At 58.2% G+C, this 13,561-nt stretch carries 13 protein-coding genes and 1 riboswitch; of the genes, 3 read left to right on the top strand and 10 right to left on the bottom strand.

Annotated features, from left to right (window positions below):
- Positions 1-167 precede the first annotated feature (167 nt).
- The 7 genes from IDH45_RS00185 to IDH45_RS00155 form a co-directional block, all read right to left on the bottom strand.
- Positions 168-890 carry an amino acid ABC transporter ATP-binding protein gene (locus IDH45_RS00185; RefSeq protein ID WP_190923549.1) on the bottom strand — a complete coding sequence of 241 codons (723 nt, stop codon included), beginning with the start codon at positions 888-890 and terminating at the stop codon, positions 168-170.
- Entirely contained in the window at positions 883-2,379 is a 1,497-nt protein-coding gene (locus IDH45_RS00180) for an ABC transporter substrate-binding protein/permease (protein ID WP_190923547.1), read from the bottom strand. The genes IDH45_RS00185 and IDH45_RS00180 overlap by 8 nt, the downstream gene beginning before the upstream one ends.
- 526 nt (positions 2,380-2,905) lie before the next feature.
- Complete coding sequence (locus IDH45_RS00175; RefSeq protein ID WP_190923545.1) at positions 2,906-3,751, bottom strand: stalk domain-containing protein; 846 nt, start codon at positions 3,749-3,751, stop codon at positions 2,906-2,908.
- A 203-nt stretch (positions 3,752-3,954) separates the two neighbouring features.
- Complete coding sequence (locus IDH45_RS00170) at positions 3,955-4,560, bottom strand: response regulator (RefSeq protein ID WP_190923543.1); 606 nt, start codon at positions 4,558-4,560, stop codon at positions 3,955-3,957.
- 17 nt (positions 4,561-4,577) lie between these two features.
- The gene (locus IDH45_RS00165; protein WP_190923541.1) at positions 4,578-5,708 is read right to left on the bottom strand and encodes a sensor histidine kinase; all 1,131 of its coding nucleotides are present in this window, start codon (positions 5,706-5,708) and stop codon (positions 4,578-4,580) included.
- Between the two features lie 2 nt (positions 5,709-5,710).
- Positions 5,711-6,445, bottom strand: coding sequence for an ABC transporter permease (locus IDH45_RS00160; protein WP_190923539.1), 735 nt, complete (start codon positions 6,443-6,445; stop codon positions 5,711-5,713).
- A 73-nt stretch (positions 6,446-6,518) separates the two neighbouring features.
- The gene (locus IDH45_RS00155; RefSeq protein WP_223836263.1) at positions 6,519-7,439 is read right to left on the bottom strand and encodes an ABC transporter ATP-binding protein; all 921 of its coding nucleotides are present in this window, start codon (positions 7,437-7,439) and stop codon (positions 6,519-6,521) included.
- A 182-nt stretch (positions 7,440-7,621) separates the two neighbouring features.
- Between IDH45_RS00155 and IDH45_RS00150 the strand changes: the two genes are divergently transcribed.
- Entirely contained in the window at positions 7,622-7,900 is a 279-nt protein-coding gene (locus IDH45_RS00150; RefSeq protein ID WP_190923535.1) for a DUF7662 domain-containing protein, read from the top strand.
- 128 nt (positions 7,901-8,028) lie between these two features.
- Positions 8,029-8,592 carry an FAD-dependent oxidoreductase gene (locus IDH45_RS00145; protein ID WP_190923533.1) on the top strand — a complete coding sequence of 188 codons (564 nt, stop codon included), beginning with the start codon at positions 8,029-8,031 and terminating at the stop codon, positions 8,590-8,592.
- Positions 8,593-8,671: 79 nt separating this feature from the next.
- Here the strand turns inward: IDH45_RS00145 and thrC are convergent, their stop codons facing one another.
- Positions 8,672-9,808 carry a threonine synthase gene (thrC, locus tag IDH45_RS00140; protein WP_317891109.1) on the bottom strand — a complete coding sequence of 379 codons (1,137 nt, stop codon included), beginning with the start codon at positions 9,806-9,808 and terminating at the stop codon, positions 8,672-8,674.
- A 304-nt stretch (positions 9,809-10,112) separates the two neighbouring features.
- On the opposite strand from thrC, the gene IDH45_RS00135 reads away from it, so the two are divergent.
- On the top strand, positions 10,113-11,015 hold the full coding sequence (locus IDH45_RS00135; protein ID WP_190923529.1) for a LysR family transcriptional regulator: 903 nt from the start codon (positions 10,113-10,115) through the stop codon (positions 11,013-11,015).
- 147 nt (positions 11,016-11,162) lie between these two features.
- On the opposite strand, the gene IDH45_RS00130 is transcribed toward IDH45_RS00135, so the two are convergent.
- A complete protein-coding gene (locus IDH45_RS00130; RefSeq protein ID WP_190923527.1) occupies positions 11,163-12,557 on the bottom strand; it encodes a cryptochrome/photolyase family protein in 1,395 nt (464 codons plus the stop codon).
- Positions 12,558-12,878: 321 nt separating this feature from the next.
- The gene (locus IDH45_RS00125; protein ID WP_223836262.1) at positions 12,879-13,349 is read right to left on the bottom strand and encodes a C40 family peptidase; all 471 of its coding nucleotides are present in this window, start codon (positions 13,347-13,349) and stop codon (positions 12,879-12,881) included.
- A 6-nt stretch (positions 13,350-13,355) separates the two neighbouring features.
- A riboswitch (cyclic di-AMP (ydaO/yuaA leader) is annotated at positions 13,356-13,491 on the bottom strand.
- Between the last annotated feature and the right edge of the window lie 70 nt (positions 13,492-13,561).

Here is a 13,561-nt window from a genome sequence, read left to right as displayed (position 1 = left end):
GTGAAATGGCCGCCGTTTCCGGCTCCAGCCGTAAGCGAAACGTTTCTTCTGGAAGTATAGCATATCTGACTCTCTGCCGGATTTGCGAAATAGGGCAAAAAAGACAAAAAGACTGCGCATCGCGCAGCCTTTTCCAGACAGAATGACCCGAGCCTCGTTCGGTCCGGTTACAAAACCTGTTCCAGGAAGCGGGCGGCCCGTTCGCTTTGGGGGTTGGTAAAAAACTGCTGCGGCGCCCCGCGCTCGATCAGCTTCCCGTTATCGAGGAAGTAAATCGTATCGGCCGCTTCGCGCGCGAACTTCATCTCATGGGTGACGATCAGCATCGTCATGCCACTGTCGGCGAGACCGCGAATGACGTTCAGCACTTCCTTGACCATCTCCGGGTCAAGCGCCGAGGTCGGCTCGTCGAACAGCATAATGTCGGGTTCCATCGCCAGACTGCGTGCAATCGCTACGCGCTGCTTTTGTCCGCCCGACAGCCGGGAAGGGTAGCTGTCCGCTTTATCCGCCAGACCGACGCGAGCGAGCAGCTCATGCGCCTTGGTCCGGGCCGCTTCCGCAGACATTCCCTTTACTTCGATCGGGGCGAACGTAATATTATCGAGCACGGTCATATGCGGGAACAGATGAAAGTGCTGAAATACCATGCCGATCCGCTGGCGGATCCGGGCGATATCGGTTTTTGGCTTCGTCAGCTCTGCCCCGTCGATCGTAATCGTTCCCGAGGTTGGAATCTCGAGCAGGTTTAGACAGCGCAGGAAGGTCGATTTGCCGGAGCCGGACGGCCCGATCAAGGCGACGACTTCGCCTTTGTCCACATGAGTGGAGATCCCCTTCAACACCTGGTTTTTGCCGAACGTTTTCGTTAGATCGGTTACGTTAATCACTGCGGCGAAGTCTCCTTTCCAGCATGCGCGCCAAAGACGTAAGGACGAGCACGAGCACATAATAAATGACGGCTACGAGCAGCAACGCTTCGAAGGCGCGGAAGGTGCTGGCCCGAACGACGTCGGCGCGGCGCATTAGTTCGGCGACCCCGATGACGGACACGAGCGACGACTCTTTGAGCAGGGCGACGAATTCGTTCACGAGCGCCGGCAGGATGTGGCGCAGCGCCTGCGGGAAGATGATGCGCACCATCATTTTGCGGTACGGGATGCCGAGGGCGATCGCCGCTTCGCGCTGACCTTTATCCACGGCCATAATGCCGCCGCGAATCGTCTCCGACAAGTAAGCCGCAGAGTTGAGCCCGAACGCGAGTCCGGCCGCAAGCAGCGCCGGGATGTCGAAGTTGAACAACTGCGGGGTCGCGTAGTAGATGATCGTCAGCTGTACGAGCAAGGGCGTTCCGCGAAATACCGACGTATACGCGGTGGCGAACCACTGCAGCGGGCGGATGCCCGATATTTTGAACAGGGAAAGAATCGTTCCCCACAACAATCCGAGTAACGCGGAGACAAGTGTGAACAGCAGCGTCACATACACGCCTTTAAGAATATAAGGAACGTACCCCTCAAGGACGCTGAAATCGATCAGCTTGCCCTCGGCGTCTTTACCGGCGGAGGTTTCCTTTTCTTCGAACCATTTGTCGGTCAGTTGCTGCAGCTGTCCGCTTTCCTTCATCTCTCGCAAAATCCGGTTAAAGTCGTCGACCAGCTCCGACTGCTTGGGGAATGCGATCGCATAGCCGTTATCCTGCTCCGATACCGGGAGGAAGTTCAGCACGAGATTCGGATTCGCCCGGACCATCTCGATAGCTACCGCGTCTTCAACGATGGCGGCGTCCATGCGGCGGGAGTTCAGTTCCTGAATCAAATCGGCGATTTTATTGAGCTTTTTCAGCTGAATTCCCGGAATGGTTTGCGCATATTGATCCTGAACCGAGCCGAGCTGGGTCCCGATCAGTTTGCCCGAGAGCTGCTCAACGTTTTCGTACGCCTGGTCCTTATGCGATACGATTGTATTGCGCGCCGTATAGTAGCTGTCGGAGAACGTGACGCTTTGTTTGCGCTCTTCGGTTACCGACATGCCGGACATGGCAAAATCGACGCGTTTGGTCTGAAGAGCGGCGATCAGCCCGCTGAAGTCCATGCTGGCGATCTCCAGCTCGTAACCGAGCCGGCCGGTAATGTATTTGGCGATATCGATATCCATACCGACAATTTCGCCACCGCCCTTGGCGTCTACACTTTCGTAGGGGGGATAATCGGGCGACGTCCCCATCACGAGCTTTTTGGCCGGTTTTGCCGGTTCGTTCGCTGCATAAGTGACGGCTGTGTGCCCTAGCGGCAGCGAGGCGGCCGGTCCCAGCGACAGCAGAAGGAGCACGAAGATGAGGAGTGAGATTCTGATTCTGGTTGACAAGTTCCTGTTCATGATTCCCTCTATCCTGTGTGTAATGGATTCAACTCAGAAAGTATAAGCGGAACAAGATAGGATGTAAATGGCTGAAACTGGTGCCAGCACCAGCGAGCGGTTATCCCTTATTGTGGCTCCGCGCGTGAAATTTTAACAGGGAGTGTCAGTCCCCGATACAAGTAAAAGCGAGACCTGTAGGACCTGCGCCCGCGTCCTCGGCCAACTGCCCTGCTTCAAGCGGGGAAGGAACCGAATAGAAGCGGTTTGTACCCTTTATTTTTGTAAAAACCGGCTTGGGCGATGAAATAAGAGCGGATTGAAGCTGCTAAAATCGGCGAAAAAGGTGCAGACGGGGCGGGTTGGTTGAAATAAGGGGGCAAACCGCCTCTATTCGTGCCGGTTAGCCCAACATGCCGAAAATAGAATGTGCCAAAGACTCCTATGTTGTTCCCAAAGCCCGAGAAAAAAGACCTCAACCTCCACATGTCCGTGGAATTTGAGGTCTTTTTGTTAGAAAATGGGAAAATTCCCCTGGCAGGCGTAGTTACTTCGCTTCGTTATCGTTCGAGTCCAGCACGAAGATCGCTTGAGCGGCGCTTTGCGGCGGCAGGCTCATCGTCATGACAGGGCCGTAGTAAGCTTTCACCTTCATGCCTTGCTTCAATTGATCCTGGGCGACGGCTTCTCCGCCGATAACCCCGGACATCAGCTTGGTATCTTTGCTCACGTGAAGCACGACTCCGGCCGTCGGATCGTCGGCTTTGTCGCTAACCTTGATCGTGAGCCCGTGATCGGTCGATTGGACCGATTGAATCGTGCCTTCGGTCATTCCGAGCTCATGTACGATTTTGATCGACTCCGCTTTGGCTTGCGGCGGAATGCTCTTCGTCATCGCAAGGCTGTGGGTCGCTTCGATCTTCATACCGGCCTTCAGCATCGAAGCGTCATGGGTTTCGGACTTGTTGTCCGTCACCTTGAAATCGGCGGGAACGACCAGGCGAACGATCGCATTTACCGCGTCTGCCCCTTGATTGAGAACGTCTACGTAACGGACCCCGTCCTTGCCTTCCTGAACGTCAAGCACGATGCCGTCGAGCGCTTGAACTTGTGCCGGAGGTTTCATCTGCTGGATGTCGATCCGGGATTCTTGCTCGTTCCATGTTACGTTCATGCCGAGCGTGTTGCCCATTTCTCTTACCGGCAAGTACGCAGTGCCGTCCACGATAAGCGGCGTTATGTCAGAAGGGCCTTTGCCTTCGATGACTACCTTGATTTTCGAATTGAAAATACCTTTTACTTCGGTCCAATCGGCTGTAGCGGCGAATGCGGACGTACCGATCATTCCGACGGCCAGCGTGGCGATCGTGACGGCTTTCATCATTTTTTTCATTATGTGCTGCCTCCTCTGATGTGGTCGGACTGTACAAGTCAGAGTCGATTAGGTCCGACTATGTATTAGGTTGTCCTCTTCCTTCCAGACGCCGCCTCTTGTTGAAATGTTGCAGATGCATACAAAAAAATGCCGACAGCTTTTATCGGCATAAGGTCCAACTGCTCGAAAACGTTATATAGCGTGCCCGTTCCACAGCAAGATTACTCCAGCCAGCCTTTCTCCCGGGCGGTGCGGATCGCTTCGATCCTTGTCGATGCTCCCAGCTTGCCGATCGCTTCCGACATATAGTTGCGGACCGTTCCGTGCGACAGAAACAGCTTGGCCCCGATATCCTGCAGCGTCAGCCCTTCCGCTGCGAGGCGCAATACGTCGCGCTCGCGGAGAGACAGCGGACTCGAAGCCTCCCACATGGCGAGGGATAGCTCCGGGCTGATGACCCGCTTGCCTGCGTATACGCGGCGGATGGCGTCCGACATCTCGTCGCTGGAGCTGTCCTTCAGCAAGTAGCCGGCGACGCCGGCGGCTATCGCCCGCTGGAAATACCCAGGCCGCGCGAATGTCGTGACAATCAATATTTTGCAAGGAGAGCCGTCCTGACGCAGTGCTTCGGCCACATCGAGGCCGGTTTTCAAGGGCATCTCGATATCGAGCACCGCTACGTCGGGACGGGCGGAACGGATGAGCTGCAAGGCGTCTTCGCCGTTTTCCGCCTGGCCGACTACTTCAATATCGTCCTCCAGCGACAGCAGCGTGGCCATAGCGCCGCGCAACAGCCGCTGATCCTCTCCAAGTACCACTTGTATCACGCAGGTATTCTCTCCCTTCAACTGTTTCGGATGACACGCGGCACCGTTAAACTGACGATCGTGCCTGACGCCGGTCCCGACGACAGCTCCACACTGCCGTCGACCAGCGCCAAACGTTCTCTCATCCCGGCCAGACCGTTGCCGCCTGCCGGTATGGCGTTAGGTTTGCCGATCCCGGTACCGTTATCGGATACGTTCAGGCGGACCAAGCCGTCCTCCACATCGATAGTTACGTCACACCGGGCGGCCCGGCTGTGGCGGACCACGTTCGTTAACGCTTCGCGGAAGCAAGTCGCCAAGATGGATTGCTGCAAAGCCGTGAGCGGCAGTTCCGCATCGGATTCAGCCGCATGTTCCGGCAGAGTCAGCACGATTCCGGCCGCCTCGCACAATTCCAGCGCATGAGCGAACTCGTCCGCCAGGCGCACCGCTTTCATCTCGGTGACGAGATCCCGCATCTGCTTCAGAGCGGCCCGGGCGGTCATGCGAATGTCGCGCGCTTCCTCGGCGGCCTTGTCCGGGGCGCGGTGCACGAGCTTTTCCGTCACTTCGCTTTTCAGGCTGATCAAGGTGAGCGTATGTCCGAGCGTATCGTGCAGTTCCCGGGCGATCCGCTGCCGCTCCTCCTGCTGGGCCATTCTCTCGATTTGGGCGGTAGCCGCCTGAAGCCGGTTCGCCATCTGCTTGTATTGGGCGGACACCCGGATGAGGAACGGCATGACGCAGACGCCGAACAGCGGCGGAAGGATTGCGGCGAGCAGCGTTTGCCCGAGCATCTGGTACTGCATGACGAGGATCGCCGCCATCCCTGCCAGAAAAGAGACGGAGATCGTGACGATGACCCGCGTCTTCTGCTCGCTGAGCGGATAAGCGAACAGAAACCCGATGTAGGCGAACATCGGGTGATAAGCGGCGGACAACGTCAGCGTAATCGCCGTTTGGGCGATCAGCATGGCCGGCGCAGCGGAAGCCGTCCAGTACAACTGCCGGTATAAGACGACGAACGCGCCGAGCAGCAGCAGACCCAGAGCCAGCTTGACCGGGGGCTCCTGCAGGACGAAGTACAAAGGAATCAGCAAGTTCACCAGCAGCAAAAGCGGAAACCAGCCCTCGGATGCGGGGAACAGTTTCTTGGCCGCTCGAATCATCGTTAGATCGCTTCCCGTCTGTTCATAAGATACCCTGATAGTACCATAAAGAGAAGGAAGCATGCGGACAAGATTCCGATGTCGATCATATCCGGCGCTTTGCCGGCGAGTATATTCCAGGCGCCGTGCGCATACCGGTGGGTCGGCGTCCATACGCCGATTTTCTGAATCCAGTCGGGCATCGCCTGCAGCGGCATCCACAATCCGCCCAGAATAGCCAGCCCCATGTGAACCATGTTGGCGATCGCGGTGGCGGCGTCGGCGTTTTTCAGCGAGCCCATCAAGGACCCGATGGCCAGGAACGGCAGGCTGCCGATCCACAGCCATAAGCCGCAGGCGATCCACTGCCCGGCGGTCAGGTCGATCCCGTAGACGAGACCGGCGGTCGGGAACAACAGAGCAATGATAAGCAGGTGAACCGCCATATGTGCGCCCAGCTTGCCGCCGAGCCAGACCGTGGGAGGAAGCGGGGTAAGGCGGAGCAGCGCCATCCACCCGTCGCGTCGCTCGTAAGCGAGACGGATGCCGAATTGTCCGACGGACGTGCCAACCAGACTGAAGGCGGTCATCGACATGAGCAGATAGGCGCCCCATGTGGTCGAGGCGATTTCGGTCTGAACGCCGTTGATGGCCGAAAAGAGGAAATAAAATACCATCGGCATGGCAATTGAGAATAACAGGAAAAACGGGCTGCGCACGATGCGCAAAGTTTCGGCTTTTGTTTGGGCGGCAAGCATAGGGAAAATCCTCCTTATATAAAAACGTAATCGGGTTATTAGGCTCTTTCGGGTAAAGGCAGCTGGTTCAGGTTCAGCTGTGAGCCAGTTTTTGAGCCAGGGGCTTCTCCGTGATCGACCGGAAGGCGTCCTCCAGACTGGCCGATTGCACTTCGATATCGGTGACGCCCCAACCGGTTCGCAGCAGCTCCGGCAAGACGAGATCGGCGTTCCGTACATAAAGCCGGATACGGCTGCCGCGGCTGTCCACTTTCTCGACGCCCGGAAGTTGCAGCAGTTCATGCTCGTGCGGCATCGATGCGGCCCGGAAGGAGACGGTCCGCAGACTCGCTTTCACCTTCAGTTCGCCCGGCGTGCCTTCTGCGATAATCCGCCCGGCCGCCAGCACGGCGATATGGTCGGCGACATTGTCCGCCTCTTCCAGGTGATGCGTCGTCAGTAGTACCGTGGTGCCCTGATCCGCCAGCTCCCGGATCGTTTCCCAGAAGCGGATTCGGGCTTCGACGTCCATACCGACGGTCGGTTCGTCGAGCAGGAGCAACTGCGGATTCCCTGCCAGGCTTTGCGCGAAGGCAAGGCGGCGGCGTTGTCCGCCGGAGAGCGAGGAGGCGCGTTTCATCGCTTCCCCGTGAAGGCCCGATACGTCCAGCAGACGGTCGAGCGGGAGCGGATTGCGGTAGTAACTGCGCAGCAGCTGCAGCACCTCGCGAACGGTCAGGCCGTCGGCGGCTCTAGCGTCCTGCATCATAGCTCCGACCCGCTCGCGCAGCTCGGGACTGCCGGCTAGCTGGCCCAGGACGCGAATCTCGCCGGAGGTAGGCTTCAGCATGCCGAGCATCATGGAGATGGCGGTCGTTTTGCCTGCGCCGTTCGGTCCGAGCAGGGCGGATATTTTTCCGCTCTCCAGCCGGAGGTCCATGCCGTCGACAGCACGGAAAGCGCCGAATTGTTTGACGAGCTGCTTGCTTTCAATCGCATATTTCACGGGAATCATCCTTTTCTATCAACGTTTCACTTCGATACATTTATTGTACCTGCTGCAGGACGTCGGCAGTCAGTAAGGATTGTCATGAAGATCGGGTGACAAATGTCAGAATCCGTACGCCAGCCTCGCAGCCGTCAGTTGTTCAGGGATTGTTGAGATGGTTGCGATACAGTGGATACAGGTGATGAGAGATGAGACCGTACAAACGATTGGAAAACTACTTGCACGTTCAGACAACCGCATCCGTTAAGCTGACGTTTGATCAGATGGAGGGAATCCTTGGTGTCCCGCTTCCTCCGGAAGCGGTCTGTCAACCCGAATGGTGGAGCAACACGGTGATAGACGGCAGTTCGCCTGCGATGGGGTGGCTGCCGGCGTTCAGGAGAGTTTCGCGCGTAGTTCCGGGCGAGGGGGTAACCTTCGTGCGGTGCCGGTTGAGCGACCCGGATTTTAGCATGCTCCGGTTATAGCAGGCGGGTTGGAGACACTATAAAGAGGGAACTGAAATGAAACGCCGCTTCTCCATTTGCTTTATACGTGCTACTTTGTATACTAATGTGTAGAAATACATTTCAATGTTTAAAAGGAGGACGAGTTTATGTTCGATATCGCGATTGTAGGAGCGGGACCTGCCGGCGCCAGCGCGGCCCTTTTTGCGGCGAAAGCGGGGAAAAAGGTGCTTGTCATCGACAGCGACCAGAGCATTACGAAACGGGCATGGGTAGAAAATCATTACGGTGTGGATCAAATATCGGGTCCGGACTTGATTGAAGTAGGCAAAAAGCAAGCCGTCAAATTCGGCGCGGAAATCGTCCAAGGGAAAGTAAGCGGAATTGAGCGCGGAGAAGGCGGATTCACTTTGCAAACCGAGCAAAGCTCCTATGAAGCGAAGTACGTGATTTTGGCGACCGGACTTTTCGCCGATCTGGCGGAAGCGATCGGACTCGAAACCGTTCCCGGCACCGAGCCGCGGATCAAGACGATCATCAAAGCCGACAGCGCCGGCAAGACGAGCATCCCGGGCATCTGGGCGGCAGGTACGTGCGCAGGTGTGAGCGTACATACGATCATTACGTCCGGAGACGGCGCCAAGGTTGCGATTAACATCCTTAGCAAAATCAACGGAGAGCGGTACGTCGATCACGATATGATCAAGTCCTAATCCGCATAGTAGAACAGCATATAGAAGAAGGCGTCCCTCTGCCGCCCGGATTCCCGGGCAGCGGGGGGACGCTGCGTTTTCAGGCCTGTAACGCTCTTGCTACATGTTCTGCGTCCAGCCTTATGGCCGTAGCGGCTGCCGCCGGATACCTCCCGGCAGGAATGCCGGCCGACAAGCTTTTGACGATTGCCTCCGTATCTTTCAGCAGATGGCCGGTCAGGATGCAGGCGGCGGTCTCGTCCGGGCCGATCGTGCCGTCCGCCACTAGCTTCCGCAGACCCGCGACCGCTGCGGCGGATGCCGGTTCGCAGCCGATTCCGCTGCGATCGATAACCGATTTGGCCGCCAGGATGTCCTCGTCGGAGACCGAGGCCGTAACGCCGCCGGTCCGTTCAATCGCATACCGCAGCGCCTTCGGCCAATTCGGCGGATTTCCGATATTCAGCGCCGAGGCCACCGTATCGGGGGAGAGGACCGGATGCAGCTGCCGGCGTTCCGAGCGGAGCATCGCATGGAACGGGGACGCCCCTTGCGCCTGAATAACCGCTACGCGGGGCAGAGACTCGATCAAGCCGATCCGGTGCAGCTCCTCCAGTCCTTTGCCGAGCGCCGATGCGTTGCTGAGTGCGCCCCCCGGCAGGACGATCCAGTCGGGCAGCTTCCACCGAAGATCGTGAGCGAGCTCGAATACGATGCTTTTTTGCCCTTCGATGCGAAGCGGGTTGATCGAATTGCACACATACAGCCCGAGCTGCCCGGCGTACTGCTCCAGAAACCGGATTCCTTCGTCGTAGCCGCCTTCCGTCCGGAGCAGCCGGGCGCCGTACGCTTCGGTTTGCAGCGATTTGTTGAGGGACACGCCGGCTGCGGGAAGAAATACGACGGCTTCCTTGCCTGCCAGCGCAGCGTACATCGCCATCGAGGAGGACGTGTTGCCGGTGGACGTGCAGGCGAACCGCTCCCAGCCAAGCCAGAGTCCGTGAGAAACCGCTACCGTCATTCCGTTGTCTTTGAACGACCCGCTCGGGTTTTCCGATTGCGCCTTCAGCCACAGACGGCGTACGCCGGTATAACGGCGGAGCAGCTCGTGCTCGTATAGTCCGGTGTTGCCTTCGTATTTGGTGACGATGTGCTCGATGGGAAGCGAAGGGTGGATGAGCTCCTTGTACCGCCATACGCCCCCGGAGAGCGGCGTGTGACGATCCGCCCGGCGCATATCGAACAAGCGCCTAAGCTGTTCGGCATCTGTATGACGCCAATCGTGGACCGTATCCAGCAGTCCCCCGCATTCACAGCGGTATATGACGGGATGAGCAACGGGATACTCCCTGGCACATTCGAAACATATAAATTTCATCGGGGACGAAAAACGACCGGAAAAGCCGCACCGGCCGTTCCTCTTTCCTCCTTTGTTCTTGTTTATGCAGCGCCGCAGTTATAGAATAAAAGAATCTGAAACATAAAACCAATATATATATAATTCGTTTTCATAAATTAAATCTATGAATGGAGACAGAAACGTGAATTTGCATGCCTTTCGTCTGTTCCATGAGGTGGTCGAAAGCGGCGGGGTGACGAAGGCGTCGGAGCGTCTGCATATTAGTCAGCCTGCCGTAACGGCACAGCTGCGCAATCTGGAGCGGGAGCTGGGGCTTACGCTGTTCCGCGCCAAAGGCCGGGGAGTCGTTCTGACGGAGCCGGGCGAGAGGCTGGCGGAGCAGGCGGCGCGGTTATTTGCGCTGGAACGCGAGATCGAGCGGGAAGCACAGCGGCTTCGCGACGGGAATACCGGCTCCGTCCGCATCGCGGCAACGTATCTGCCGGCTAACCTGCTGCTGCCGGGATGGATTGCGCCGTTCAAGCGGGACCATCCCGACGTGGATATTGTGCTAACGACGGTGAATTCCCGCACCGCTTTCCAACGGCTGCTGCGGTACGAAGCGGATCTCGCCGTCGTGGGAGGCGGCCGCGACCTGCCGGAAGGACTCGTGCGGGAGCCGCTCATGGAAGACGAACTGTGGTTTATCGTGCCGGCGGATCATCCGCTCGCGGACCGTGAGGCGGAGCTCGGTCGGGTGCTCGCCGAGCCGTTTGTCGTGCGGGAGGAAGGGAGCTCCGGCCGGGAATGGCTCTCCGCCCTGTGCCGGGTGCACGGAGTGCCCGCGCCCCGCATCGGGCTGCAGTGCAGCGGACCGGGAGAGACGGTCAAGGCGGTGGCGGCCGGCTACGGTGCGGCGATCGCATCCGCTCTGGAGGTGCGGGACAGCATCGGGCGAAAGGAGATTGCGAGGGTGAGAGTCCCGCACATCCGGCTCGATAATCCGATCGGGCTGTACCGGAGAGCAGGGGACCCGCTGCCGCCTGCGGCGGAACGATTCGCCCGGACGATTGCCGGCGGGACGATCGCCAGGCCGGGCTTGTGAGCTGCGGAAACCTTTCCGGCTGACGAGGTTCCGCTCGGCTCTGTGCCGGTGGCCGCCGACGCCGCTCAGAGCTAGGTTAGTGCTTGGAAAGAAGGGGCCTGACCGCCCAAAGGCAGGAATGAACTCATGTTAGGAGTCGCTCTCCTGCTACTCGTCTGCGGAATCGCCGGAGCCGGGTTGTCCGTCCGGAACGCCGATACGGGCGCGAGCCTCGGCGATGAGGCGCTTGTATACTTCGATCGCGCGGGCGCGGGAGGCTTTCAGGTCGACGACGGCATGCGGCAGCGGGCGGTGCACGTCCCGGTCCGATAAGCCGCGCTGGCCGGGGAGCCATCTGCGGATATATTCGCCGGAAGGGTCCCACGTCTCCGACTGGGTGACCGGGTTCATGATGCGGAAATACGGCGCGGCGTCATAACCGAGCGAGGCGGACCAGAGCCAGCCTCCCCGGTTCAGCACATTATCGGCATCGGTCAGCATCATCCGGAACGTTTGCTCGCCGAGCGTAAACGGCGCAAGCAAGTTTTTTGTCAGGAACATCGCCGTGACCATTCTTAGCCGGTTCGGCATGCTGCCCGTTTCGTTCAGCTGCGTCATCGCTGCATCGACGATCGGAATGCCGGTCCGCCCTTTTCTCCAGGCTTCGAAATGCCGGTCACCGAGCCCGGACAAGTCGTAATAGTGCTCATATTCGAAGAAAAGCGGGTCGAATACCGACTGGTACAAGTAAAAATCCCGCCAGGCGAGCTGCCGCCTCCATGGCTCGAAGTCCGGCTCCCCGAGCAGCTTGCCGCAGACGGTTCGAACCGAGAGCGAGCCCGAATTGATGTAACCGCTCAGCCCGCTTGTCGCATCATCTGCATACGAATCCCTCCGCTGTGCATAATCCGGGAGCTTGTCGGCGATGAACCGTTCCAGCCTCTCTTCGGGCGCCTCCAGGCGCACGTCTCCGCGGAACCGCTCCAGCGAGTAAGGGGGCGCATACCGCTGCCGGATCGATTCGTCCAACACGAGCGTGCGCAAATCGGCCAGCCGGGTCGTCACGGGCGGCTGGAAATACGTATGCACGAATTCGCTCCATTTGCGGTAGAACGGGGTGAACACTTTATACGGCGATTGCCGCCCGGCGTAGCGGTGCAGTTCCTCGGGATCGGCCAGAGGCTGATCGGATATCGTCGTCAGCGGGATGCCGAGCCGGTGCAGCGTTTCATGGATGCTCGTATCCCGGTGCCTAGCGTAAGGAGTGTTGTCCCGGTGGAAGACCACCTCCGTCGCTTCGTGAACAAGCGCGATCTGCGGCACGATCTCCTCGGGCGTTCCGCATACGAGATTCAACGTCTGACCGTGATGCCGGTATAACGACTGAAGTCGGGCGAGCAGACCGAGGAAGCGGAGTCCGCTATGCGCACGGGCCCGTTCCGCGTTCAGGATGGCCGGATCGAGGATAAACAAGTGCAGGGAAGGAAGCCCGGTCCGGGCGATATAAGCGAAAGCGGGCATGTCGGTTACCCGCAGGTCTTTGCGATGGACAAACAGAATCATCGGGCCGTCCCCCTAAAGCAGTGTAGAAAGCTTATCCGTGATACAAACATTCGCAAAGACTCAGCCGTTTTCCTGCCAGAAGAGCGCAACCCCGCCGCCGTTCCGGGGCATCCGCTCACCCAAACAGTCCGTACACGTTCCGACAAGTGGTCGAATCCGGGAAAACGGTGAAAACCGGTGTCGGCGGCTAATCGCCCAAACCGTGCGAATTCGCCGCCCTGCCGCTTCCTGTCGGAAGAAGCGGGGATGAACGAAATCAAGCCCTGCAGGGCGAATGGTTCGCTCCTCCAGGGCTTGGGCTTGTCCGTTCCGCTGCCTGTATTACTTGACTTCCGCCATGAACTGGTTGTACAGATCGTCACCAGCGATGCGGCGCGCGGTTACATAACGGGTTTTGTAGTACTTCTCGCTAAGCTTGTTCTTCACTACCCCTTCGTTGGAAGCCGAATGAATAAATTCGTCGTTGCCGAGGTAGATGCCGACGTGGGAAATGCCTTTGCCGTCGGTGTTAAAGAACACGAGGTCGCCGGGAATCAGATCGTTCTTGTCGACCCAGGTGCCCTCTTTGGCTTGGGCTTTCGATTGATGAGCCAGATCTACGCCGAATTGATTGAAGACGTACATCGTGAAGCCCGAGCAGTCGAAGCCTTTTGTGGTCGTTCCTGCGGTTCTGTACTTCACACCGATCAGCTCGTTCACGGTTTTCTCAAGCGTCGTTTCAGCGAAAGCGCTGCCAACGGAGGTGAAGAACAGTGCGACCACGGTGGTGATCATAATAAGTGCCTTTTTCAAGTGAAGCGGACTCCTTCCAGGTGCCTACGAGGTTAGCTGAGGGTTCGGTCGAAGGTGCCCTATGATCACTTTCCTGCGAGATCAATTCACCCGGAATGGTTCCCCCGTTTCCCGGCAAGCGGGAATTCGGCATGGTTCGATTTTTTTGTTTCCGGGTAATTATAATTCGCCTTTTAGCAACGATTTCCTCCTTTTGCGCAACATTTTTTTGA

This window comes from Paenibacillus oceani, assembly GCF_014705615.1.
In the GTDB taxonomy this organism is placed as follows: domain Bacteria; phylum Bacillota; class Bacilli; order Paenibacillales; family NBRC-103111; genus Paenibacillus_AB; species Paenibacillus_AB oceani.
The sequence above is the reverse complement of the archived record's forward strand: the minus strand, read 5'-3'. Positions and strand labels throughout refer to the sequence as shown.

Coding starts and splice junctions, on each gene's coding strand:
- IDH45_RS00180 (WP_190923547.1), bottom strand. CDS start 2,379: ATGAACAGGAACTTGTCAACCAGAATCAGAATCTCACTCCTCATCTTC.
- IDH45_RS00175 (WP_190923545.1), bottom strand. CDS start 3,751: ATGAAAAAAATGATGAAAGCCGTCACGATCGCCACGCTGGCCGTCGGA.
- IDH45_RS00165 (WP_190923541.1), bottom strand. CDS start 5,708: ATGATTCGAGCGGCCAAGAAACTGTTCCCCGCATCCGAGGGCTGGTTT.
- IDH45_RS00160 (WP_190923539.1), bottom strand. CDS start 6,445: ATGCTTGCCGCCCAAACAAAAGCCGAAACTTTGCGCATCGTGCGCAGC.
- IDH45_RS00155 (WP_223836263.1), bottom strand. CDS start 7,439: ATGATTCCCGTGAAATATGCGATTGAAAGCAAGCAGCTCGTCAAACAA.
- IDH45_RS00150 (WP_190923535.1), top strand. CDS start 7,622: ATGAGACCGTACAAACGATTGGAAAACTACTTGCACGTTCAGACAACC.
- IDH45_RS00145 (WP_190923533.1), top strand. CDS start 8,029: ATGTTCGATATCGCGATTGTAGGAGCGGGACCTGCCGGCGCCAGCGCG.
- thrC (WP_317891109.1), bottom strand. CDS start 9,808: ATGCGCCGGGCGGATCGTCACACGCCGCTCTCCGGGGGCGTATGGCGG.
- IDH45_RS00130 (WP_190923527.1), bottom strand. CDS start 12,557: ATGATTCTGTTTGTCCATCGCAAAGACCTGCGGGTAACCGACATGCCC.